Source organism: Saccharothrix sp. ALI-22-I (genome assembly GCF_001984175.1).
Taxonomy (GTDB): Bacteria; Actinomycetota; Actinomycetes; order Mycobacteriales; family Pseudonocardiaceae; genus Actinosynnema.
Window position 1 is genome coordinate 240,049 of sequence record NZ_MTQP01000061.1, and the last position, 21,359, is coordinate 261,407.

Annotated in this window: 24 protein-coding genes and 2 pseudogenes; 14 read left to right on the plus strand and 12 right to left on the minus strand. The window is 70.1% G+C overall.

What is annotated here, in order from left to right:
• Complete coding sequence (locus ALI22I_RS21575; protein ID WP_077007328.1) at positions 1 to 843, plus strand: transglutaminase family protein; 843 nt, start codon at positions 1 to 3, stop codon at positions 841 to 843.
• Between the two features lie 88 nt (positions 844 to 931).
• Here ALI22I_RS21575 and ALI22I_RS21580 read toward each other — a convergent pair whose 3' ends face one another.
• Positions 932 to 1,366 carry a type II toxin-antitoxin system PemK/MazF family toxin gene (locus tag ALI22I_RS21580; protein WP_077007329.1) on the minus strand — a complete coding sequence of 145 codons (435 nt, stop codon included), beginning with the start codon at positions 1,364 to 1,366 and terminating at the stop codon, positions 932 to 934.
• 118 nt (positions 1,367 to 1,484) lie between these two features.
• Between ALI22I_RS21580 and lepA the strand changes: the two genes are divergently transcribed.
• Complete coding sequence (gene lepA / locus ALI22I_RS21585; protein WP_077007330.1) at positions 1,485 to 3,329, plus strand: translation elongation factor 4; 1,845 nt, start codon at positions 1,485 to 1,487, stop codon at positions 3,327 to 3,329.
• Positions 3,330 to 3,544: 215 nt separating this feature from the next.
• Positions 3,545 to 4,020: pseudogene (locus ALI22I_RS21590) on the plus strand (Uma2 family endonuclease).
• Positions 4,021 to 4,075: 55 nt separating this feature from the next.
• Here ALI22I_RS21590 and ALI22I_RS21595 read toward each other — a convergent pair.
• Both ALI22I_RS21595 and ALI22I_RS21600 read right to left on the minus strand, forming a co-directional pair.
• A complete protein-coding gene (locus ALI22I_RS21595; protein ID WP_077007331.1) occupies positions 4,076 to 4,297 on the minus strand; it encodes a hypothetical protein in 222 nt (73 codons plus the stop codon).
• Positions 4,298 to 4,470: 173 nt separating this feature from the next.
• Complete coding sequence (locus ALI22I_RS21600; RefSeq protein WP_077007332.1) at positions 4,471 to 4,896, minus strand: HD domain-containing protein; 426 nt, start codon at positions 4,894 to 4,896, stop codon at positions 4,471 to 4,473.
• A 183-nt stretch (positions 4,897 to 5,079) separates the two neighbouring features.
• On the opposite strand from ALI22I_RS21600, the pseudogene ALI22I_RS53850 reads away from it, so the two are divergent.
• A pseudogene (locus tag ALI22I_RS53850) lies at positions 5,080 to 5,262 on the plus strand (chitinase); the annotation flags it as partial.
• A gap of 49 nt (positions 5,263 to 5,311) precedes the next feature.
• Here ALI22I_RS53850 and ALI22I_RS21610 read toward each other — a convergent pair.
• The gene (locus tag ALI22I_RS21610; protein ID WP_077007333.1) at positions 5,312 to 6,877 is read right to left on the minus strand and encodes an alkaline phosphatase D family protein; all 1,566 of its coding nucleotides are present in this window, start codon (positions 6,875 to 6,877) and stop codon (positions 5,312 to 5,314) included.
• 113 nt (positions 6,878 to 6,990) lie between these two features.
• Here ALI22I_RS21610 and ALI22I_RS21615 point away from each other — a divergent pair, with 113 nt between their 5' ends.
• Together ALI22I_RS21615 and ALI22I_RS21620 are read left to right on the plus strand one after the other, a co-directional pair.
• A complete protein-coding gene (locus ALI22I_RS21615; protein WP_077007334.1) occupies positions 6,991 to 8,028 on the plus strand; it encodes an NAD(P)H-dependent flavin oxidoreductase in 1,038 nt (345 codons plus the stop codon).
• 17 nt (positions 8,029 to 8,045) lie between these two features.
• Positions 8,046 to 9,686 carry a DUF885 domain-containing protein gene (locus ALI22I_RS21620; RefSeq protein WP_077007335.1) on the plus strand — a complete coding sequence of 547 codons (1,641 nt, stop codon included), beginning with the start codon at positions 8,046 to 8,048 and terminating at the stop codon, positions 9,684 to 9,686.
• Here ALI22I_RS21620 and ALI22I_RS21625 read toward each other — a convergent pair.
• Complete coding sequence (locus ALI22I_RS21625; RefSeq protein WP_077007336.1) at positions 9,660 to 11,135, minus strand: amino acid permease; 1,476 nt, start codon at positions 11,133 to 11,135, stop codon at positions 9,660 to 9,662. The genes ALI22I_RS21620 and ALI22I_RS21625 overlap by 27 nt on opposite strands.
• Before the next feature lie 153 nt (positions 11,136 to 11,288).
• Between ALI22I_RS21625 and ALI22I_RS21630 the strand changes: the two genes are divergently transcribed.
• Positions 11,289 to 11,894, plus strand: a complete 606-nt coding sequence (locus ALI22I_RS21630; RefSeq protein ID WP_077007337.1) for a DsbA family oxidoreductase — start codon at positions 11,289 to 11,291, stop codon at positions 11,892 to 11,894.
• 29 nt (positions 11,895 to 11,923) lie between these two features.
• On the opposite strand, the gene ALI22I_RS21635 is transcribed toward ALI22I_RS21630, so the two are convergent.
• On the minus strand, positions 11,924 to 12,889 hold the full coding sequence (locus tag ALI22I_RS21635) for a quinone oxidoreductase family protein (protein ID WP_077007338.1): 966 nt from the start codon (positions 12,887 to 12,889) through the stop codon (positions 11,924 to 11,926).
• A 68-nt stretch (positions 12,890 to 12,957) separates the two neighbouring features.
• Here ALI22I_RS21635 and ALI22I_RS21640 point away from each other — a divergent pair, with 68 nt between their 5' ends.
• From ALI22I_RS21640 to ALI22I_RS21650, 3 genes are read left to right on the plus strand one after another with little or no spacing between them, the layout of a single operon-like run.
• Complete coding sequence (locus ALI22I_RS21640; protein ID WP_077007339.1) at positions 12,958 to 13,194, plus strand: hypothetical protein; 237 nt, start codon at positions 12,958 to 12,960, stop codon at positions 13,192 to 13,194.
• 11 nt (positions 13,195 to 13,205) lie between these two features.
• Complete coding sequence (locus tag ALI22I_RS21645) at positions 13,206 to 13,640, plus strand: ribonuclease domain-containing protein (RefSeq protein ID WP_077007340.1); 435 nt, start codon at positions 13,206 to 13,208, stop codon at positions 13,638 to 13,640.
• On the plus strand, positions 13,637 to 13,906 hold the full coding sequence (locus tag ALI22I_RS21650) for a barstar family protein (RefSeq protein ID WP_077007341.1): 270 nt from the start codon (positions 13,637 to 13,639) through the stop codon (positions 13,904 to 13,906). Before ALI22I_RS21645 ends, ALI22I_RS21650 begins: the two co-directional genes overlap by 4 nt.
• A gap of 16 nt (positions 13,907 to 13,922) precedes the next feature.
• On the opposite strand, the gene ALI22I_RS21655 is transcribed toward ALI22I_RS21650, so the two are convergent.
• Positions 13,923 to 14,702: an enoyl-CoA hydratase-related protein gene (locus ALI22I_RS21655; RefSeq protein ID WP_077007342.1), complete on the minus strand. Its 780-nt coding sequence runs from the start codon at positions 14,700 to 14,702 to the stop codon at positions 13,923 to 13,925.
• Between the two features lie 62 nt (positions 14,703 to 14,764).
• On the opposite strand from ALI22I_RS21655, the gene ALI22I_RS21660 reads away from it, so the two are divergent.
• The 4 genes from ALI22I_RS21660 to ALI22I_RS21675 are packed head-to-tail and all read left to right on the plus strand — an operon-like array spanning position 14,765 to position 17,161.
• Entirely contained in the window at positions 14,765 to 15,388 is a 624-nt protein-coding gene (locus ALI22I_RS21660; protein ID WP_077007343.1) for a DJ-1/PfpI family protein, read from the plus strand.
• Complete coding sequence (locus tag ALI22I_RS21665; protein WP_077007344.1) at positions 15,385 to 15,876, plus strand: MarR family winged helix-turn-helix transcriptional regulator; 492 nt, start codon at positions 15,385 to 15,387, stop codon at positions 15,874 to 15,876. Before ALI22I_RS21660 ends, ALI22I_RS21665 begins: the two co-directional genes overlap by 4 nt.
• Before the next feature lie 57 nt (positions 15,877 to 15,933).
• Positions 15,934 to 16,755, plus strand: coding sequence for an alpha/beta fold hydrolase (locus tag ALI22I_RS21670; RefSeq protein WP_077007345.1), 822 nt, complete (start codon positions 15,934 to 15,936; stop codon positions 16,753 to 16,755).
• 40 nt (positions 16,756 to 16,795) lie between these two features.
• The gene (locus ALI22I_RS21675) at positions 16,796 to 17,161 is read left to right on the plus strand and encodes a helix-turn-helix transcriptional regulator (RefSeq protein WP_238598497.1); all 366 of its coding nucleotides are present in this window, start codon (positions 16,796 to 16,798) and stop codon (positions 17,159 to 17,161) included.
• Between the two features lie 30 nt (positions 17,162 to 17,191).
• Here ALI22I_RS21675 and ALI22I_RS21680 read toward each other — a convergent pair whose 3' ends face one another.
• The 5 genes from ALI22I_RS21680 to ALI22I_RS21700 form a co-directional block, all read right to left on the minus strand.
• On the minus strand, positions 17,192 to 17,923 hold the full coding sequence (locus ALI22I_RS21680) for a sirohydrochlorin chelatase (RefSeq protein ID WP_077007346.1): 732 nt from the start codon (positions 17,921 to 17,923) through the stop codon (positions 17,192 to 17,194).
• Positions 17,920 to 18,792, minus strand: a complete 873-nt coding sequence (locus ALI22I_RS21685) for an ABC transporter permease (RefSeq protein WP_077007347.1) — start codon at positions 18,790 to 18,792, stop codon at positions 17,920 to 17,922. Before ALI22I_RS21685 ends, ALI22I_RS21680 begins: the two co-directional genes overlap by 4 nt.
• Positions 18,779 to 19,567, minus strand: a complete 789-nt coding sequence (locus tag ALI22I_RS21690) for an ABC transporter ATP-binding protein (RefSeq protein ID WP_077007348.1) — start codon at positions 19,565 to 19,567, stop codon at positions 18,779 to 18,781. The genes ALI22I_RS21685 and ALI22I_RS21690 overlap by 14 nt, the downstream gene beginning before the upstream one ends.
• Before the next feature lie 22 nt (positions 19,568 to 19,589).
• Positions 19,590 to 20,669, minus strand: coding sequence for an ABC transporter substrate-binding protein (locus tag ALI22I_RS21695; RefSeq protein WP_077007349.1), 1,080 nt, complete (start codon positions 20,667 to 20,669; stop codon positions 19,590 to 19,592).
• 14 nt (positions 20,670 to 20,683) lie between these two features.
• The coding region (locus ALI22I_RS21700) for an elongation factor 1-alpha C-terminal domain-related protein (RefSeq protein WP_443216952.1) at positions 20,684 to 21,359 on the minus strand (676 nt) is incomplete at its 5' end.

Here is a 21,359-nt window from a genome sequence, read left to right on the forward strand (position 1 = left end):
ATGTCGTGGCGGGTGCGGATCGTGCACACCACCGGGTACCGGTACGAGCTGCCGGTGACCCAGTCCTACAACGAGGCGCGGATGACGCCGCGCGCCGACCGGCGGCAGAACGTCGTGGTCAGCCGGGTGGAGACGACGCCCGCGACGCGCGCCTACCGGTACACCGACTACTGGGGCACCGAGGTCACGTCGTTCGACCTGCACGCGCCGCACGTGGAGCTGAAGGTCGTGGCGTCGTCGGTGGTGGAGACCGGCGCCGAGGAGGAGCCGGTGCGCACGGCGTCGTGGACCGACCTGCGGGCGGACGCGCTGCTCGACCGGTACACCGAGTTCCTGGACTGGACCGGGTACGTGCCGCGGGATCGTGAGCTGGCCGCGGTGGCGCGCGGGCTGAAGCGGGGACTGGGCCCGGCGGACGCCGTGCTGGCCGCGTCGAACTGGGTGCACGACCAGCTGACCTACCAGTCCGGCACCACCGGCGTGCACAGCTCGGCCACCGACGCGTGGCAGGCCCGTGAGGGCGTCTGCCAGGACTTCGCGCACGTCACGCTGGTGTTGCTGCGCGCGATGGGCATCCCGGCCCGGTACGTGTCCGGGTACCTGCACACCAAGCCGAACGGCGAGATCCGGGAGACCGTGCGCGGCGAGAGCCACGCGTGGATCGAGGCGTGGACCGGCGGCTGGTGGGGGTACGACCCGACCAACGCGGTGCCGGTCGGGCCCCGGCACATCTGGGTGGCGCACGGCCGTGACTACGCCGACGTCGCGCCGTTGAAGGGCATCTACTCGGGTGGCGCGTCGGCCGCGCTGGACGTCACCGTGGAGGTGACCCGGCTCGCTTAGCCCGTCGGCGTGGCGGTGGCCAGGGACCTGAAGCCCTCCAGGAGTGCTACTCGGACGAGTCCGAGTAGCACTCCTGGAGGGCCACCTCTCAGCGCCAGCCGAGCCGCCGCAGCGCGTCCACGACCAGCGAGAACCGCTCCGGCTCCAGCACCGAGCCCTCACGTCGGATGTCGTCCTCGTCCAGCTCGAAGACGCGGTCCAGTCGCAGGTAGGAGCGCCGGCCGTCGCGGTCCCAGCGGCCCGCGCCCAGGTCGAGGCAGTAGTCCTCCTCGTGCCGGTCGGGCGTCTTGCTGGTCAGCATCAGGCCGAGCAGCGCCCGCCGGTACCGGCCGACGACCAGCAGCGGGCGGTCCTTGCCGCGGTCGGGGTCCTCCTCGAAGGGCACCCAGGCCCACACCACCTCGCCCGGATCGGCCAGGCCGTCCAGGTCGGGGGAGTACTCCAGCGTGGCCGCCACCGCAGCCGTGTGGACCTCGCGCACCGCGCCTCTTACCGGGCGGGCATCCTCACCGTTCGCGTACACGGCGGGCAGCTTATGGCCTCGGTCACGCCCGCGTGGAACGCCACGACGGCATGACGTGAGATGCTGTGTGTAGTTGAAATGGGCAGATCCCCCCATCCTTCCTGTGCGAGGAACCTGAGTGACCACGTTCGCCGACCAGACGTTCACGCCTCCGGAGCTCATCCGGAACTTCTGCATCATCGCGCACATCGACCACGGCAAGTCGACCCTGGCCGACCGCATGTTGCAGCTCACCGGCGTCGTCGATGCGCGGGCGATGCGCGCGCAGTACCTCGACCGCATGGACATCGAGCGCGAACGCGGCATCACGATCAAGGCGCAGAACGTGCGGCTGCCGTGGCAGGTCAACGGCCAGGACCACGTGCTGCACATGATCGACACGCCCGGTCACGTTGACTTCACCTACGAGGTCTCACGGGCGCTGGAGGCGTGCGAGGGCACCGTGCTGCTGGTCGACGCCGCGCAGGGCATCGAGGCGCAGACCCTGGCCAACCTGTACCTGGCGATGGAGAACGACCTCACCATCATCCCGGTGCTGAACAAGATCGACCTGCCCGCCGCGGACCCGGACAAGTACGCCAAGGAACTCGCGCACATCGTCGGCTGCGAGCCCGAGGAGGTGCTGCGCGTCTCGGCCAAGACCGGCCTGGGCGTCGGCGCGCTGCTGGACGAGGTCGTCAAGCGCGTGCCCGCACCGGTCGGCGACGCCGACGCGCCGCCCCGCGCGATGATCTTCGACTCGGTGTACGACACCTACCGCGGCGTGGTCACCTACATCCGGGTGGTGGACGGCAAGATCACCCCGCGCCAGCGCATCCGGATGATGTCCACCAACGCGACCCACGAGCTGCTGGAAGTCGGCATCATCTCGCCCGAGCCGAAGGTCAGCGTCGGCCTGGGCGTCGGCGAGGTCGGCTACCTCATCACCGGCGTGAAGGACGTGCGCCAGTCGAAGGTCGGCGACACGGTGACCGCCGAGAAGCACGGCGCCACCCAGCCGCTGGCCGGGTACCGCGAGCCGCGGCCGATGGTCTACTCCGGCCTGTACCCGGTGGACGGCTCCGACTACCCGATCCTGCGCGAGGCGCTGGAGAAGCTCCAGCTCAACGACGCCGCGCTGACGTTCGAGCCGGAGACGTCGGCCGCCCTGGGCTTCGGTTTCCGCTGCGGCTTCCTCGGCCTGCTGCACCTGGAGATCACCCGCGACCGGCTGGAACGCGAGTTCGGCCTCGACCTCATCTCGACCGCGCCCAACGTGGTGTACCGGGTGGTCATGGAGGACGGCACCGAGCACGTGGTGACCAACCCGTCCGACTGGCCCGACGGCAAGCGCGCCGAGGTGTACGAGCCGATCACCAAGTGCACGATCATCGCGCCCAGCGACTACATCGGCGCCATCATGGAGCTGTGCCAGTCCAAGCGCGGCCAGCTGGGCGGCATGGACTACCTGTCCGAGGACCGCGTCGAGCTGCGCTACACCATGCCGCTCGGTGAGATCATCTTCGACTTCTTCGACGCCCTGAAGTCGCGCACGCGCGGCTACGCGTCGCTGGACTACGAGGAGTCGGGCGAGCAGGACGCCGAGCTGGTGAAGGTCGACATCCTGTTGCAGGGCGAGCCGGTGGACGCGTTCAGCGCGATCGTGCACAAGGACTACGCCTACGCCTACGGCACCAGGATGGCCTCCAAGCTGCGCGAGCTGATCCCGCGCCAGCAGTTCGAGGTGCCGATCCAGGCCGCCGTCGGCGCCCGCGTGATCGCCCGCGAGACGATCCGCGCCATCCGCAAGGACGTGCTGGCCAAGTGCTACGGCGGTGACATCACCCGTAAGCGCAAGCTGCTGGAGAAGCAGAAGGAAGGCAAGAAGCGGATGAAGATGGTGGGCCGGGTCGAGGTCCCCCAGGAAGCCTTCGTCGCCGCTCTGTCCACCGACGACACGGGCAAGGACAAGGGCAAGAAGTAGGACCACCGGCCAAATCCGCGCCGACCGGCACATCTTCGGGTGACCGGTCGGCGCGGAGGCCGGTTTTTGTCGAACCCCTCCGGGACAGTTGGCGAACCAACTGAAAGGAGGGGACTATGACAGCCATGACGCCGGAGGCTTACGGACGTCCCTACACGGTCGATGACCTGGAGGGAATGCCCGATGACGGCCGTCGTTACGAGCTCATCGACGGGATGCTGCTCGTGAGTCCCGCGCCGGTTCCGCGGCATCAGAAGATCGTGCTGAAGCTCGCTGCGCACTTGGACGCAGAGTGCCCGGACGACCTGCATGCCTTCACGGCGCCGTTCACGGTGCGGTCGTCGGACTCAACCGAGTTGCAACCCGATGTCCTTGTGACCCGGGATGCGGATCTGACCGACGAACTGCTGCCTGTTGCACCGCTACTGGCTGTGGAGGTGCTGTCGCCGAGTACGGCGCTGAACGACCTCAACACCAAAAGGCGGCCTACGAGCGCATGGGGGTGCGTAGCTACTGGGTCATCGACCCGCCGGACCCCAAGCTGACCGTGTTCGAGCTGGACGCCGAAGGCCGCTACGAGTTGGTGGCAGAGGTGAAAGGGGAGGACCCGTTCGACGCGACCCTGCCGTACCCGGTGCGGATCGTGCCCGCGGAACTGCTCGGCACCATGTGGCAAGGGGGCCTGAAATGACGGAAGGGCCCTCAGGACGTCCATGTCCTGAAGGCCCTCGAAGGGGTGCGGCGGCTCAGCTGTAGTTGCGGAGCATGCCGTTCACGGCGTGGCGGCGGAGGATCGCTTCGATCTCACGCGCCTCGTGGCTGGAGTGGCGAGCGAGGATCGCTTCCATGTCCATCCGAGCGCTCGGGGTGTTGTAGTCGGCCAGTTCGCGGTTGAGGTCCGCTTCCCGCTTGCGGATCTGCCGCCGGGTGGCGAGGTACGTGCGAACGGTCTTCAGAGGGTTGGTCATGTCGCCTTTCGATGGTCTCTCTGTATCGGTTCACCTACTATGATGCCGCACGTCAGAGGCTTGAGACGCCAAATCGGGCGTGATCTCCGCCGCAACTGTTACGACCGCGTCCGCAGCCGACCGGGGCACCCCGCCGCAGACGTCGGCCCGGTAACGACCAGGCGAAAGTGGTCTCACCGCCCGAGGATGTCCAGCGCCCGCGCGTACTTCGCCCGCAGCCGGTCCTGGGTCGCCAGGTCGAGCATCGCCAGCCGCGCCGGGGACGTGTTGTCGGCGATGTCCGCCCGCTTGACCTCCACCGCGACCGGGTCGGCCCGCACCCGCGCCAGGTAGTCCTCCTGCGCCTCGCCGTCCCGGTGGCTCAACGCGAGCACCGTCGCCACCACCTCCGGCGGGCACCCGGCGGCCAGCAGGTCGTCACCCGTGACGGAAGTGTCCTCGACCACGTCGTGCAGCACTGCCGCCATGCGCGCGTGCTCACCGGTCACCCGGCCCATCACCCGCAGCGGATGTCCGATGTACGGCTTGCCGGACTTGTCGACCTGTCCGTCGTGGGCCGCACGCGCGATCCGGATCGCATCATCAACGGTGAACGTCATCCGCCCATGGTCACACCCCTTGACAAGCCGCAGTGGTCTAGCCCATTTTCGAGTGGTCCACGTCACTCGTGCTGGGCTTGGCCGCCGAGGACAACGTGGAGGTGGACGTGGCTTCGAGGACGAGACGAGCATTAGGCGCGGCGCTGGCGGGCCTGCCGGCGATCGCGGGCCTGACCCTGGTGGTCGCCCGCCAACGTCAACGCGGCGCTGAACTGCCTGGCCAAGGGCACGAACTGCGGTTCGTTCAAGCCCACGCAGACCTGGCCCGGTATCCGCGGCGTGATGACCTGGTCGATCAACTGGGACGCGTCCAACAACTGGCAGTTCGCCAACACGGTGGCACCCCACCTGGCCACGCTGCCGTAGCGCGGCGAAAGCCGTCCCTCCGGTCGCGCGGCCGGAGGGGCGGCCCTCTCTAACCGATCCGCTGCGTTCCGGACACCACCGTCACCGTCTTCGCCAACGCGGCGGCCGAGTTCGGATCGGTCCGCTCGGCGAGGAAGTACCAGTTCATCCGCACGTGCTCGCGCCGCACGTCCAGCACGGTGTAGCCGTGCGAGTCCAGCTCCACCCACTTCAGGTGCCGGTTGAGCCCGACCAGCGCGGCCTCCAGCGCCAACGACGTGGTGCGCGGCGGCGAGCCGGTCAGCTCGTCGATGTTGTCCGACGTGACCGACGGGACCACCAACTCGGTGGCGACGACCTTCGTCAACGGGTACAGCGCCTCGTCCACCGGCACCTCGAACGCCCACGAGCTGTGCACGTCACCGGTGAGGAACACGGTGTCGCGCACGTCGTGCTCGTCCAGCAGCCTGATCAGCGCGTCGCGGTCGTGCGGGTAGCCGTCCCACTGGTCGTTGTTGATCGTGGGTCCGACGAGCTGGCTCACCGCGCCCGCCTGCGGCAGCTGCGGGACCAGCAGCGGCGAGAAGATCACCGGGTTGCCGATCAGCTTCCACTGCGCGCCGCTGTTCAGCAGGCCGTCGCGCAGGAACGCCATCTGGTCCGGCCCGGTGAGGGTGCGGCCGGGTTGGTCCACTTGAGCCGGGTCGACTTGCCGGCTGCGGTACGTGCGCAGGTCGAGCATGGTCAGCTCGGCGAGCGTGCCGAAGCGGAGGCGGCGGTAGACGCGGTCGCCGTCCAGGCGCACGGGCATCCACTCGTGGTAAGCGCGCATCGCGGCGGCACGGCGTTGCGCCCACGTGCCCTCGGTGGTCTCGTCGTGGCTGGGCGAGCCGTCGGCCCAGGCGTTGTCCGCCCACTCGTGGTCGTCCCAGGTGATGATCCACGGGTAGGTGGCGTGCAGGCGTTGGAGGTCCGGGTCGGTCTTGTACTGGGCGTGGCGAATCCGGTAGTCGGTCAGCGACACCGTCTCACCGGGCGGTTGGTGCGTGCGGAACTGCGTGCCGATGTAGTCCTCGTACAGGTAGTCGCCCAGGTGCACGACGGCGTCGAGGTCGGCGCGCTCGGCGAGGTGCCGGTAGGCGGCGAAGTGGCCCGCGACCCAGCTGGAGCACGAGACGACGCCGAACCGCAGCTGGTCGACGTCGGCGTGGTGGGCGGGCGCGGTGCGGGTGCGGCCGACGGGGGAGTGCCGCCCGTCGAAGGTGAAGCGGTAGAAGTACCAGCGGCCGGGCCGCAATCCGCCGACGTCGAGCTTGACGGTGTGGTCGCGGTCCGGGCCGGTGGTGACGTCACCGCGTCGGACGACCTGGCGGAACTGGGCGTCCTTGGCCACCTCGTAGGTGACCACGACGGTCGGGCCCACCCCGGAACCCGGCGCGCTGTCCTCGGTGGGCGTGACGCGGGTCCACAGGACGACACGCTCGGGCAACGGGTCACCGGACGCGACGCCGTGCCGGAAGTGCGTGGTGGAGGCTTCCGCGTTCGAAACCTCGGCGGACAACGCGGGCGCCAGCAGCGCGACGCCGGCGAACGCGCCGAGGCGTAACGCGTCCCGCCGCGGGTGGGTGTTGGGCATATCGGTAGATACGGTGCGGGTCCGGCCGGCGTTGCACGGTGTCCCGCCGGGCGGGCGGATGATCGGGCGGGTCGGACTGAGCCGTTCGGCGGTGGCGCGGGTTAGGCTCGCTCATGCTCGACCGACTCGAAGTGCCCGTCATCGCCGCGCCGATGGCCGGTGGGGCGTCCACCCCCGAACTCGTGGCCGAAGTCGGCCGCGCGGGCGGCCTCGGGTTCCTGGCCGCCGGCTACCTCTCCGTCGAGGCCGTCGTCGCGCAGATCACCGCCACCACCGCTCTCACCGACCGGCCCTTCGGCGTCAACCTGTTCGTGCCCGGTCCCCGTTCCACGGCCGACCTGTCCCGTTACCGCGACCGGGTCAGGGCGCAATCGCCGACCGAGCCGGGCGAACCGCGGTGGGACGACGACTCGTACGCGGCCAAGCTGGAACTGGTCATGGCGATGCGCGTCCCGGTCGTCTCCTTCACCTTCGGCCTGCCCAGCGTGCAGGACGTGCACCGCCTGCACGCCGCCGGTTCCACTGTGGTCGTCACCGTCACCACCTCGCAGGAAGCCGCGCAGGCGGCGCAGATCGGCGCCGACGCGCTGTGCGTGCAGGGCTGCGACGCGGGCGGGCACCGCGGCACGTTCGCCGACGACGGTGTTTCACCCGGTGGCGGCGAGCTGTTCGGCGTACTGGCCGCGCTCCGTCTGGTCCGCGCCCGGGTGGACCTGCCGCTGATCGCCACCGGCGGCCTGGTGCACGGCGCGGACGTCGCCGCCGTCATCACCGCCGGCGCGGTCGCGGCGCAGCTCGGCACCGCGTTCCTGGCCACTCCCGAGGCCGGCACGTCCGCCGCACACCGGCAAGCGCTTGCCGAAGGCACCCGCCGCACCGCGTTGACCAGGGCGTTCAGCGGACGTCCGGCGCGTGGCCTGGTGAACCGGTTCCTGGTCGAGAACCAGGAACAGGCGCCCGCCGCGTACCCGGAGGTGCACCACCTGACCAAACCGGTGCGCGCGGCCGGCGACCCGGAGCTGATGTCGTTGTGGGCCGGGCAGACCTACGCGCTGGTCCGACCGGCCCCCGCGGCGGAAGTCGTGGCACGGCTGCATGCCGAGGCGCGCCAAGCACTTTCCGTAGCGATCACGCGCATTTCACCGGTGTAGCACCACAGAATGGCGGCGTGACCACCGCGCGCGAGCTCGCCGACGAGTTGCTGACCCTGGTGCTGGACGCCGATCCCGTGATGGCGACCCTGTTCGGCATCCCCGGCTGGGACGACCGGCTGCCCGATCCGAGCGTCGACGGGGAACGCGTGCTGCGTGCCCGTGCCGAGGACTTGGCGCGACGCGCGCGCGTCGGGGGCGACGACCCGGTGACCCGTGCGGTCGTCGTGCAGCAGGCGTGGAGCCTGGTGCACCGGCTCGACGCGAACCTGGTCGAGCACACCCACGCCGAAGGCCTCAACGCGCCGGTGGTCGTGTTGCTCGGCGCGTTACCGCTGATCCGCCCCGCCGACGACCGCGCCGGCCACGCCTACCTGACCCGGCTGTCGCTGCTGCCCGGCTACCTGGCCGCGCTCACCCAGCGACAACGCGAGTCCGCCCGGTGTCCGCTGAGACACCTGGTGGAAGCCGCCATCGACCGCCTCGACCGCTACCTGGCCGAGGACGACGACCCGCTGTGCACGCCGCTGCACGGCACCCGTTTCACCACCGTGTGCGCCCGACTGCTGCACGAGACCGTGCGCCCGGCCGTCGTCCGCTACCGCGACTTCCTGCGCGCCGAGGTGGTCGGCCGCGGTCGCGGTGAGGACCGGCCCGGCCTGTGCTGGCTGCCCGACGGCGACCTGATCTACGCCGACCTGGTCCGCATGTACACCACCACCGGCCACACAGCCGAAGAACTGCACCGGATCGGCCTGAACCTCATCGAGGCGCTGGACCGGGAGTACGAGGAGATCGGCGGGCGGGTGTTCGGCCCGACCACGGCCGCCGGCGTGCGGGCCCGGCTGCTCGCCGACCCGGCGCTGCGCTGGACCAGCGCAGACGACATGCTCACGCTGGCCACGGAATCCATCGCCCGCGCCGAGGAAGTCGCCGGCGACTGGTTCAGCGCGGTCCCGGCGGCGCGGTGCGTGGTCGAGGCGGTACCGGAGGCGGAGGCCCCGAACGCGCCGCTGGCGTACTACATGGACCCGGCGATGGACGGCTCCCGGCCGGGCACCTACTTCGTCAACACCCACCGGGCGGAGCTGCGCGAGCGGTTCAGCGCCGAGTCCACCGCGTTCCACGAGGGCGTGCCGGGGCACCACTTCCAGATCGCGTCGGCCCAACAGCTGACCGATCTGCCGCTGATACGCCGGTTCGCCTCCATCGAGGCCTACCTGGAGGGTTGGGCGCTCTACGCCGAACGGCTGGCCGACGAGATGGGCCTCTACAGCGACGACGTGGCACGGCTGGGCATGCTGTCGGGCGACTCGCTGCGCGCCGCGCGCCTGGTGGTGGACACCGGTCTGCACGCGATGCGGTGGACGCGGCAGCAGGCCGTGGACTACTTGCGCGCCAACGCTGTCATGCCGGACGTGGACATCTTCTCCGAAGTGGACCGGTACATCGAGAACCCCGCGCAGGCGCTGGCGTACATGGTGGGGCGACTGGAGATCCAGCGCCTGCGCGGTGAGTCGGAGCGGAGGCTGGGCGACCGCTTCGACATCAAGGCCTTCCACGACCTCGTGCTGTGCGGCGGACCGCTGCCGATGGCCGTGCTCGCCGACGTGGTCGACGACTGGTGCGGCTCAGTCCTCGGTGTTCGACGCCGATGAGTCGATCGTCGGTGAGTTCGGCCCCGATGAGTTGAGCACGGACCTCCGCCTGCTGTAGGCGAAGTAGACCACCAGGCCGATGGCGAACCAGACGGCGAAGCGGAACCACGTCTCCGGCGCCAGGAAGGTGATCAGCCACAGCGAGAACACCACACCGACGATCGGCACGACCGGCATACCGGGCGTCTTGAACGTGCGCGGCAGGTCGGGCTGCTTGTACCGCAGCACGATCACCGCGACGCAGACCACCACGAACGCCAGCAGGATGCCGATGTTGGTCAGCTCGGCGGCCTCGGCGATGGGCAGGAAACCCGCGATGACGGCGGAAGCGGCGCCGAGCACCCACGTGGTGCGCGTCGGCACGTGCTTGACCGGGTGGGTCTTGGCGAACCACTTCGGCAGCAGGCCGTCACGCGACATCGAGTAGCCGACGCGGGCCGCGCCCATGAGGAACGTGAACAGCACGGTCGTGATGCCGAGCACCGCGCCGACCGAGATGATGATCCCCAACGCGGGCAGGCCGACGTCGGCGAACGCCGAGGCGAACGCGCTCTCCGCGTCCACGTCCCGGTAGTTGACCATGCCGGTCAGCACCAGGCAGGCCAGCACGTACAGCACCATCGAGATGGCCAGCGAGTAGATGATCGCCTTGGGCATGTGCTTCTGGGAGTCCTTGGACTCCTCGGCGGCCGTGCTCATCGCGTCGTAGCCGAACACCGCGAAGAACACCGTGGCCGCGCCGGTGAGCGCGCCGGACAGTCCGAACGGGAAGAACGGGTTGTAGTTGCCGGTGTTGATGTGGAACGCGCCGACCACGATCACCAGCACCACCACGGCGACTTTCAGGTACACCAGGGTCGTCTCGAACCGGGCCGCGTTCTTCATGCCCGTGTTGAGCACGAACGCGATCAGCAGGCACAGCAGCACGGCGAACAGGTTGACCTTGTAACTGCCCGCCGCCACGTCACCGGTCTCCGTGCCGGGCGCGCCGAGCATCCACACCGGCAGGTCGATGCCCAGCAGGTTCAGCAACTCGTTGAAGTAGCCGCTGATGCCGATCGCCACCACGGCCACGATCGCGGTGTACTCCAGCAGCAGGTCCCAGCCGATGAACCAGCCGACGATCTCGCCGAGCACGGCGTAGCCGTAGGTGTAGGCGGAACCGGCCTTCGGGATCAGGCCGGCGAACTCCGCGTAGGAGAACGCGGCGGCGGCGCTGGCGATGCCCGCGACCAGGAACGAGATCAGCACGGCCGGGCCGGCCGTCTTGTTGGCCACGGCGCCCGCCAACGAGAAGATGCCCGCGCCGATGATGCCGCCGATGCCGATCGCGGTGAGCTGCCAGAGGCCCAAAGTGCGGGTCAGAGCGGTTTTCTCGTCACTGATCTGCTCGATGGGCTTGCGGCGGAAGACACCGCTGCCCCGGCCGAATCCGTCCTGCACCGTCATTCGCCCAGCTCCCTCGAAAGTTGGTGTGCGGCGAACGTACGCCGGTTGATCGTGCTCGGGTTTGTCCGATCGCACCAGTAGGAGGCCGCATTCTTGTCCGGTTGAACGATCGAATCGGGGAACAGTCACGGCTCGCGGTCTGTTGATCGCGTCATGCGACTAGACGTGTGGTCCGACGTGGTGTGCCCGTGGTGCTACATCGGCAAGCGGAAGTTGGAGCGCGCTCTGGAGCAGTGGGACGGCGAGCCCGTGGACGTGGTGTGGAAGCCGTTCGAGCTGAACCCGGACCTGGAGAGCAGCGGGGGGTTGGTGTTCGACCTGCTCGCGGAGCGGATGGGCAGCGAGGGCGCCCGTGAGGCGCAGAGCCGGTCGACGGCCGTGGCGGCGTCCGTGGGACTGCGCTACGAGTTGTCGAAGGAGATCGCCGCGAACACCTTCGACGCGCACCGGCTCATGCTGGTCGCGCACGAGCAGGGCGTGCAGGGCGAGGTCGCGGAGCGCTTCTTCCAGGCCCAGTTCTGCGAGGGCGCGAACCTGGGCGACCGGGAGACGTTGGTCGCGTTGGCCGGGGAGGTGGGCTTGGCGGGCGCCGCCGCCGCGTTGGACGACGACGCCCTGGCCGGGCGGCTGAGTGCGGAACTGGACGAGGGTCGGGCGATCGGCGTGCGTTCGGTGCCGACGTTCGTGGTGGGCAACCGCGGTGTGGCGGGAGCGCAGGACCCCGAGGTGATCCTGCAACTCCTGCGGTCCGCCGGCTGAGGGGTCTTGGGGTCTAGGGGCTGGAGGGTCTAGCGGCTGAGGACGATCTTGCCCGCCGTCTCACCGTCGAGCATGGCGCGCAAGCCCTCCTCGGCCCGCTCGAACGGCAGGTCCGCGCCGATCTGCGGGCGCAGCCCGTTCAGCTCGCAGAACGCCAGCAGATCGCCCAGTTCCTCCCGCGTGCCCATGGTCGAGCCGACCACCCGCAACTGGAGGAAGAACAGCCGCTGCAACTCCGCCGCCGACGCGTCACCGCTCGTCGCGCCGGAGATCACCACGATCCCGCCCGGCTTGAGCGATTTCATCGAGTGCGACCAAGTGGCCTTGCCGACGGTCTCGAACACCGCGTCCACCCGTTCGGGCAGGCGCGCACCGGACTCGAACGTTTGGTGCGCGCCCAGGCTCTCGGCCAACGCGCGCTTCTCCTCCGTGCGGCCGGTCACCCACACCCGGAAGCCCGCCGCGCGGCCCAACTGGACCAACGCCGTCGACACGCCACCGGACGCGCCCTGCACGAGCATCGTCTGACCCGGCCGCAGACCCGACTTCACGAACAGCATCCGGTACGCGGTCAGCCACGCCGTGCCCATGCACGCCGCCTCGACGAAGCTCAACCCCGCGGGCTTCGGCAGCGCGTTGCGCGCCGGGACGACGACGTGGTCGGCGAACGTGCCCTGGTGCTTCTCGGTGAGCAGCGTGCGGCCCGGGTCCAGCGTCTCGTCACCGGACCAGTCCGGGTCGCCGATCACGGAGTGCAGCACGACCTCGGTGCCGTCCTCCAGCACGCCCGCGCCGTCGCAGCCCAGGATCATCGGGAAGCTGTCCGCCTTGATCCCCACGCCGCGCAGCGTCCACAGGTCGTGCATGTTCAGGCTCGCCGCCTTCACGGCCACCTTCACCCAGCCCGGTGGAACCTCGGGGTCCGGTCGTTCGCCCACGCGCAGGGCGGCGATCGGGTCTTGCGGGCTCGGCTCGGCTGCGTAGACGGCGAACATGCGGGCAACTTACCCAGAGGTAGCGATCGGTGTGCCGTGAAGCGCGTCACGGGACTAGGCTCGGTGGCGTGGTGGACGCTTTCCAGCAGTGGTGGGACGGGGTCGAGCTGTGGCTCGCGCAGTTGGCCTTCCCGTTCCAGTTCGCGCTGCTCATGTGCGTGCTGCTGCCGTTGTGCCTGGGTGTGGCGCGGCTGATCGACCGGGTCGTGGACAACGCCTCGACCAGGTTCAACCCGGTGCCCAAGGTGTCGGCTGAGAGCGACGACGCGCAGCCCGACAAGGTGGACGCGACCCGTCCTTCGTAGGCTCTCCAGACGTGACTCCCGCCCGGCGCCTCTCCGTCGCACTGCTCGGCCTGATCGCGCTGGTCGTGGTCGGCTACTTCGCCAAGGACATCACCGACCCGTCGCCCGCTCCGCCCTCGCCCGACTCGGTGTCGGAAGCGGTGCCCGGCGCGGACTCCGGATTGCCGGTCGAGCCCCTGTCCGACCTGCCCGCACAGGCCAAGGCCACGTGGGAACTGATCGGGAAGGGCGGGCCGTTCCCGTACCCGCGCAACGACGGCGTGACGTTCCAGAACCGCGAGAAGCGCCTGCCCGCCAAACCCGGCGACTACTACCGCGAGTACACCGTGCCGACACCGGGCAGCGACGACCGCGGCGCCCGACGGCTCGTGACCGGGTCGTCCGAAGAGGTCTACTACACCGGTGACCATTACGAGTCGTTCGTCGTCGTGGACGTGAGCAAATGACCTACCGGCACGTGGTGCGCCGAGGCGCGCACTCGAAGCAGGACGCCATCGCGGCCATCGCGGACGCGCTGAGCTTCCCCGACTGGTTCGGCCACAACCTGGACGCCCTGTACGACTCCCTGACCGACCTCTCCTGGCTACCCGCCGGCGAGCACGTCCTGGAGTGGGAGGGCGGCAACGCCGACGTCGAGTCCGTCCTGGCCGACGCGGCCGCACGCACCGCCGAACTCGGCGACCGCGTCCTCACCGTCGTCTACACCGACTGACCTCCACCGACTGGTCCTAGTCGGTCTCCTCGGGCACCCAGGACGGCTTGCGCTTGCCGACGAACGCGGCGATGCCCTCCTGGCCCTCGGGACCGCCGAAGTGCCGCGCGGACAGGGCCAGCATGTCGGCGAACACCTCGCCGAGGTCGCTGGAGCGGGGTTCCTGGAGCATCCGCTTGGTGGCGGCCAGCGCGCCGGGCGCGCCCAACGCGAGCATGTCGGTGTACCGGGTGACCTCGGCGTCCAGGTCGTCGGCGGGCACGGCCGAGTTGATCAGGCCGATGGTCACGGCCTTCGGCGCGGCGAACGTCTCGCCGGTCAGGAACAGCTCGTGCGCGGCGCGCGGCAGCAGGCGGGGCAGCACGGTCACCGAGATGACGGCGGGCACCACGCCGATGCGGACCTCGCTGAACGCGAACGTGGCCGTGTCCACCGCGACCGCGATGTCGCACGCCGCCACCAGCCCGACGCCGCCCGCGCGGGCCGGGCCGGCCAGCCGCGCCACGACCGGCTTCGGGCTGGTCCACAGCTGTTCCAGGATCGCGGGGAACTCGTTGACCCCCTGCTCGCCGGCACTCGCGCCGCCCGCCTCCTTGAGGTCCATGCCCGAGCAGAACACCGGTCCGGTGTGGCTCAGCACGATCACGCGCACGGCGTCGTCGGCCGTGGCGTCCTTCAGGTGCCCGGTCAGCTCGGCGCGCAGCTGTGCGGACAGGGCGTTGCGGTTGCGGGGGGAGTCCAGCGTGATCGTCGCGATGCCACGCCGCACCTCGTAGTGGACCAGCTCGTCTGCCATGAGCGGCACTCTACGATCCCGCAACACTTGACAGTGTGCTGTCAAAATGACAGGATACTGTCATGACGACGAAGACGGTCCACCTCGCTCTCTACGACACGCTGGCCGACTGGGAATTCGGGTACGCGACGGCGCACATCAACAACCCGGAGTTCCAGAAAGTGCCCGGCCGCTACCAGGTTCGCACGGTCGGCGAGACACTCGACCCGGTGACCACCATCGGCGGCCTGCGCATCACGCCGGACCTGGTGCTGGCCGACGTCGACCCGGCCGACAGCGCGATGCTGATCCTGCCCGGCGCTCAGACGTGGGAGACGGGCGACAACGCGGCGTTCGGCGCGGCGGCGCGGCGTTGGCTGGACGCGGGCGTGCCGGTGGCGGCGATCTGCGGTGCGACGATCGGGTTGGCGGCCGAGGGGCTGCTGAACGATCGGGCGCACGGCGGCAACGCGGTCGAGCAGTTGGCGTCCGTGCCCGGGTACACCGGCTCCGAGTTGTTCAGCTCTGAACGGGCGGTGCGGGCGGACGGCCTGGTCACGGCCGGTGCGGCTTCGGCGTTGGAGTTCGCGCGGGAGATCTTCGCCGAGCTGGACCTGTACGAGCCGGCCGTCCTGGAAGCCTGGTACGGCCTGTACCGGACGGCCGACCCGGCGTGGTTCGGCAAGCTCGTCGCGGCGGTGTCATGAGCGAGGTCGAGCCCCGCGCCGAGGTGGAGCCCCGCACGGAGGCGGGGGACGTGCTGACCGAGGTCATCATGCGCACGTTCCGCCTCTACGGCGGCTTCCTGGAAGCCGCCGAGGTGATGACGAAACCGGTCGGCCTCACCGCCGCGTGGTGGCAGGTGCTGGGCGCCGTCCTGCGGGAGCCGCTGCCGGTCTCCGGCATCGCCCGCGAGATGAGCCTGACCAGGCAGAGCGTGCAGCGCATCGCGGACCTGCTGGTCGAGAAGGGCCTGGCCGAGTACCTGCCCAACCCGGCGCACAAGCGTGCCAAGCTGTTCCGCCCCACGGCCGCCGGCTACCAGGCCGTCTCCAGTCTGGCCCAGGCCCAGCACGCCTTCACCAACCGCATCTCGGCCCAGGTCGACGTCGACGACCTCCGCACCACCCTCAAGGTGATGGAACGCCTGGTGAAGGCCCTCGACGCGGACGAGTGGCCACCCCAGGACACCTGACCGGACAGCACCGTTCGGCAACCTGCCGGCGCCGGTGTGACCGCCTACGGTGGAGACATGGATCTTGCCGAGACGTTCGAATGGGAGGGACGGCGGATCGCCTGGGGCCGCGCCGGGTCCGGGCCACCGGTGGTGTTCTGCCACGGAACGCCGTGGTCGTCGTGGCTGTGGCGGCCGTTCGCCGAAGCGCTGAGCAGCGACTTCACCGTGTACCTGTGGGACATGCCGGGCTACGGCCGATCATCGAAACACGCCGACCACCCCGTCGACTTCGGCGTGCAGGCGGAAGCGCTCAGCTCCCTGCTCGCACACTGGGGCGTTGAACGGCCGCACGTCGTCGCGCACGACTACGGCGGCGCAGTCTCGCTGCGTGCCCTCCTGGTGCACGAGGTGCCGTACGCGTCGCTGCTGATGGCGGACGTCGTGGCGATCCCACCGGCGGGCTCGCCGTTCTTCCGGCTCGTCCAGCAGCACCCGGACGTCCTTTCCCAGGTGCCGCCGTACATCCACGAGGCACTGGTCAAGGCGTACATCAGCGGCGCGAGCCACCGCGGACCGCGCGCCGAAGACCTCGCCGAACTCACGGCCCCCTGGCTCGGCGAGGAAGGCCAACCGGCGTTCTACCGCCAGATCGCCGCTTACGACGAGCGCTACCTCGCCGAGAACGAAGCACTGCTGGACCGCATCGACATCCCGGTGACCGTCCTCTGGGGCACCGAGGACACCTGGCTCCCGTTGACGACCGGCGAACGCCTCGCCGCCGCCATCCCCAACGCCACCCTCACCCCTGTCGAACAGGCCGGACACCTGATCCACCTCGACGCCCCGGTCGCCCTGGCGACGGAACTGCGTTCCTGGCTGACCCGCGTCTCGCGCTGACGGCACGAGCAGCGGCCCGCACGGCGGCATGGTCCGGCAGATGGGCCTGGCCGACAGCGCTTTGTCCCACGTCAGCCGGGTGATCCAGTGGATCCGCGACAACTACGCCGAGCCGGTGCGGGTCGAGGACCTGGCCCGGCTGGCCGGGATGAGCCCGTCCGCGTTCCACCGGCACTTCCGCGCCATCACGGCGATGAGCCCCTTGCAGTACCAGAAACGCATCCGGCTCCAGGAAGCCCGAGCGTTGTTGGTCGCCCGCGCCGGAGATGTCGTCGGCGTCGCACACCTCGTCGGCTACGACAGCCCGACGCAGTTCAACCGCGAATACCGCCGCTTGTTCGGCGCCCCACCCGGTCAGGACGCGGCCCGTCTCCGTGCGGACACCGACTCCCGACACCTGTCCTGACCCGGACTTGCGCAGCCGGCGACGTTCAGGTCAGGCGATCTCGGCCAGTTCGTTGGTGAGCGCGGAGTAGTAGCGGTGCAGGATGAGTTCCGCCACCTCGGGGTCCGCGCCCAGGGGCGGGGCGATGACGGCGTCCTCGCCCGCCAGGCGGATCACGCGATCCGGCAGGAAGCCCGGGGCGAGGAACCAGGAAGCCACCGCGATGCGGCGGGCCCCTTGAGCACGCAGGCGCGCCACGGCGGTCGGCACGTCGGGGGTGGCGGCGGAGGCGAAGGCGGCTTCCACGCCTGCCCAGCCCGAGCCGGCGGCCCACCGGGCGGCGATCGACGACACCAACGCGTTGGCCGGGGCGTGGGACGAACCGGCACCGGCCAGGATCACGCCCAACGACCGGTCACGGGAGCGGACGCCGACGGAAGCCAGACGACGCAGTGCCGCCGACTCCAACCGGGGGTCGGGGCCGAGCACGTCGGCGATCGTGACGTCCAAAGACGGCAGGCGGGCCTCCGCCACCGCGCTGGGCACGTCCACCCGAGCGTGGAAAGCCTTCCCCAGCAACAACGGCACCACCACGGCCGAACGGTGACCGTCCGCCGCCACACCGCGCAGCACGTCACCCAGCAGCGGCACCGAGAGGTCCAAGAACGACCCGCGGACGTCCAACGACGGCTGCATCGCCCGCACCACGTCCAACAACGCGTGCACAACAGCAGCCGACCGGGGATCACGACTGCCGTGTGCCACGGCCACCAACGCGGTCACAGCGCGCCCGTCAACCCGCGCGCCCGCAGCACCGCCCGCTCCAACGGCCGGAACACCAGCAACTCGATCCCCACGCCCACCAGCAGGATCAGGAAGATCGCCGCGATCACCATCGAGATGTCGTTCAACGCCGACCCGTTGTGCAGGTACTGCCCCAGCCCCTCACCGAGCTGCGGCGAGGTCGCGATGATCTCGGCCGCCATCAGCGACCGCCACGAGAACGCCCACCCCTGCTTCAACCCGGCCAGGTACCCCGGCAGAGCGGCGGGCAACAGGATGTGCCGCGCGGACGCCATCCGACCGGCGCCCAGCGCCTGACCGACCCGGGGCAGCAGCGGCGGGATCTGGTCGACGCCGGACACCAACCCGTTGGCGATCGACGGCACCGAACCCATCAGCACCACGAAGTAGATGGTCGACGGCGTCGCGCCGAACCACAGGATGCCCGCCGGCACCCACGCCACCGACGGCAGCGACTGCAAGCCGGTCAGCAGCGACCCGATGGCCGCCCGCACCACCCGCACCTTGGCGATCAGCAGCCCGAGCGGGGTGGCGATCACCACGGCGGTGAGGAACCCGAGCACGGCGCGGCTGACGGAGGTCCACAGCACCTCGAACGCCCGGCCGGTCTCGACCGCCTCGGCCACCGCCGCCCACACCGATCCGGGCGACGGCAGTTGGTACTCCGGCCAGAACGCCAGCGCCCACAGCGCCTGCCACGCGCCGAGCAGCAGCGCGAACGCGATCAACGGCGGCACGGCGGTGCGGACGAACCGCTTCCACAGCGACGGGCGCTGCTCCTGAGACGGCGCGTCCAGCGCGTCCAGACCGGCGCCGACGGCGGAGAGGTCCGTGTCAAGCTGCGGCATGTCCGCTGATCACCTCCCGCAGGTGGGTCGTGATCTCGTCGATGACGGCGGGCTCGTCGCAGTCCACGGTGGACCACTCGCGCACCACGCGGCCCGGCCGGGAGGACAGCAGCACGACCCGCTGACCCAGCCGCACGGCCTCGCGCACGTCGTGCGTGACGAACACGATCGCCGTCGAGGTCTCCCGCCACACCCGCACCAGCTCCGCCTGGAGCACGTCGCGGGTGATGGCGTCCAGCGCGGCGAACGGCTCGTCCATCAGCAGCAGGCCGGGCGTGCCGTCCTCGGCGCTGCCCAGCGTGGACGCCAGGGCGCGCGCCAACGCCACGCGCTGCCGCATACCGCCGGACAGCTCGTGCGGCCGCTTGTGGCCCGCGCCGACCAGCCGCACCAGGGACAGCAGCTCGCTGGCCTTCTCCCTGCGCGCGCCGCGCTTGATGCCCGCCAGCCGCAACGGCAGCTCGACGTTGCGCGCGGCGGTCAGCCACGGCATCAGCGCGGCCTCCTGGAACATCACGGCGGGCCGTGACGTGGTCAGTTCGATCCGGCCCGAGGTGGGCGCGTCCAGCCCGGCGACCAGGTTGAGCAAGGTCGACTTGCCGCAGCCGGACGCGCCCAGCAGGCACACGAACTCGCCCGGCGCGACCGTCAGGTCGACGCCGTCGAGCGCGACGACGCCGGCCGGGCCGTGGCCGAAGACCTTCCGAACCCCGGACAAGGTCACCGCGGCGTCCACATCGGACACGGTCGTCGGGGTCTCAAGCGTGGCGGTCATGGTGTGCCTGCCTTCCCTCGGGTTACTTCTTGTCCAGCCCGGCGGTGTCCACGGCCGGCTTGCCCGCCGCCGAGAGCACCTTGTTCAGCAGCGTGAGATCGGCGAGACCGCCCACGTTCGCGGCCTGTTTCGCCACACCCGCGACGACCGCGTCCTCCGCCAACCGGGGGAAGCTCTTGGCCTGCGGGTCCAACGTCAGCTCGATGTTGTCGAACGCCCGGTCCAGCACCGGTTCGCCCAGCGCCTTGCCGGTGAGCTGCTTCAACGCGCCGTTGACGACCTGCTTGGCCTCGACCTTGTTGTTCAGCGCGAAGTCGGTGGCCGCGAGGTGGCCGCGCAGCAGCGCTTCGACGGTCTGCGGGTGCTCGCGCAGGAACTGCGACCGCACGATGATCACCGTGGTCGGGAACTTACCGCCGTCCCACAGCGACTTCTCGTCCAGCAGCACCTTCGCGCCCGCGTCCAGCACCAGCCGTGACGACCACGGCTCCGGCGCCCACGCGCCCTGCACGTCGCCCTTGCGGAACAGGTCGAGCGACTGCGAGTTCTCCGTGTTGGTGACGTTCACCTGGTCGGCGCCCGTGCCGATGGCGAGCTTCTCGTCCGACAGCCACTTCTTCAGCGCCACGTCCTGCGTGTTGCCCAACTGCGGGGTGGTGATGACTTTGCCCTTGAGGTCGGCCGGCGAGGTGATCTCGGGCTTGACCACGAGCTGCGCACCGCCCGACGTGGCGCCGGAGATGAGCTTGATCGCCTCACCGTTGGACTTGGCGTAGGCGTTGATGGCGGGGCCGGAGCCGATGAACGACACGTCCAGTGAGCTGCCCAGCAGCGCGTTCACCGCTTCGGGGCCGGCGTTGAAGGTCTGGGTGACGAGCTTGGTGTCACCGAGTTCCTTGGCGAAGAAACCCTTGTCCACGCCGATCAGAGCGGCGGCGTGGGTGACGTTCGGGAAGTAGCCGAGGCGGACTTCCGCCGCCGCGCCGAGGTCCTTGGCCGTGGCCGGGTCCTCGCCGCGGTCGATCCGGGAGCACCCGGACAGTGCCGTGAGTGCGGTCAGTAGTGCCAGTGACGTGGTCAGGATGCGGCGCTGGGTGCTCACGATCGCGAGACCTTTCAGGGACCGGGGGACACGAGGGCGTGGCTGTCGGGCTGGGCGGCGTCGCCGCCGCCCTCGGTACAGCTGTCCACGCTGTCCAGTTCCGGCAGCGGAGCACCCACGAGTCCTGCGGCCAGGGTGCTGCCGTCGGCGGCGTCGATGACCAGGAACGCGCCGGTGCGTCGGCTCTTCGTGTAGTCGTCCACCGGGATCGGTTCGGCCGTGCGCAGCGCGACCTGGCCGATCTCGTTGAGCGTCAGCGAGTCGGGCGCGTCGGTGCTGGCGAGCTTCTGCTCGTCGAACCGGGTGCGCAGCTCGGTGACGATCGCCTGCACGGTCCGCGTGCCGTGCTTGACCAGGACGCGGGCGCCGGGCGTCAGCGCCTTGTCCGACAGCCAGCACACGGTGGCTTCGAACTCGTCGGTGACTCTGGGGGGGACGGCGGTGGCGGCGATCAGGTCGCCGCGTGAGGTGTCGACGTCGTGGGCGAGCAGCAGGGTGACCGACTGGCCGGCGGTGGCTTCGTCCAGTGGGCCGTCGGCGGTGTCGATGCCGGTGACGGTGGTGCGCAGGCCGCCGGGCAGCACGGTGATCTCGTCGCCGACGCGGACGGTGCCGGCGGCGACCTGGCCGGCGTAGCCGCGGTAGTCGGGGTGGTCGGGGGTGCGGGGGCGGATGACGTACTGGACGGGG

What these genes read in the sequence shown, in the direction of transcription:
- ALI22I_RS21650 (WP_077007341.1), top strand. Translation starts at nt 13,637, where the DNA reads ATGACCTACCGGCACGTGGTGCGCCGAGGCGCGCACTCGAAGCAGGAC.
- ALI22I_RS21685 (WP_077007347.1), bottom strand. Translation starts at nt 18,792, where the DNA reads ATGCCGCAGCTTGACACGGACCTCTCCGCCGTCGGCGCCGGTCTGGAC.
- ALI22I_RS21595 (WP_077007331.1), bottom strand. Translation starts at nt 4,297, where the DNA reads ATGACCAACCCTCTGAAGACCGTTCGCACGTACCTCGCCACCCGGCGG.
- ALI22I_RS21615 (WP_077007334.1), top strand. Translation starts at nt 6,991, where the DNA reads ATGCTCGACCGACTCGAAGTGCCCGTCATCGCCGCGCCGATGGCCGGT.
- ALI22I_RS21635 (WP_077007338.1), bottom strand. Translation starts at nt 12,889, where the DNA reads ATGTTCGCCGTCTACGCAGCCGAGCCGAGCCCGCAAGACCCGATCGCC.
- ALI22I_RS21625 (WP_077007336.1), bottom strand. Translation starts at nt 11,135, where the DNA reads ATGACGGTGCAGGACGGATTCGGCCGGGGCAGCGGTGTCTTCCGCCGC.
- ALI22I_RS21655 (WP_077007342.1), bottom strand. Translation starts at nt 14,702, where the DNA reads ATGGCAGACGAGCTGGTCCACTACGAGGTGCGGCGTGGCATCGCGACG.
- ALI22I_RS21630 (WP_077007337.1), top strand. Translation starts at nt 11,289, where the DNA reads ATGCGACTAGACGTGTGGTCCGACGTGGTGTGCCCGTGGTGCTACATC.
- ALI22I_RS21600 (WP_077007332.1), bottom strand. Translation starts at nt 4,896, where the DNA reads ATGACGTTCACCGTTGATGATGCGATCCGGATCGCGCGTGCGGCCCAC.
- ALI22I_RS21660 (WP_077007343.1), top strand. Translation starts at nt 14,765, where the DNA reads ATGACGACGAAGACGGTCCACCTCGCTCTCTACGACACGCTGGCCGAC.
- ALI22I_RS21610 (WP_077007333.1), bottom strand. Translation starts at nt 6,877, where the DNA reads ATGCCCAACACCCACCCGCGGCGGGACGCGTTACGCCTCGGCGCGTTC.
- ALI22I_RS21665 (WP_077007344.1), top strand. Translation starts at nt 15,385, where the DNA reads ATGAGCGAGGTCGAGCCCCGCGCCGAGGTGGAGCCCCGCACGGAGGCG.
- ALI22I_RS21690 (WP_077007348.1), bottom strand. Translation starts at nt 19,567, where the DNA reads ATGACCGCCACGCTTGAGACCCCGACGACCGTGTCCGATGTGGACGCC.
- ALI22I_RS21675 (WP_238598497.1), top strand. Translation starts at nt 16,796, where the DNA reads ATGGGCCTGGCCGACAGCGCTTTGTCCCACGTCAGCCGGGTGATCCAG.
- ALI22I_RS21670 (WP_077007345.1), top strand. Translation starts at nt 15,934, where the DNA reads ATGGATCTTGCCGAGACGTTCGAATGGGAGGGACGGCGGATCGCCTGG.
- ALI22I_RS21575 (WP_077007328.1), top strand. Translation starts at nt 1, where the DNA reads ATGTCGTGGCGGGTGCGGATCGTGCACACCACCGGGTACCGGTACGAG.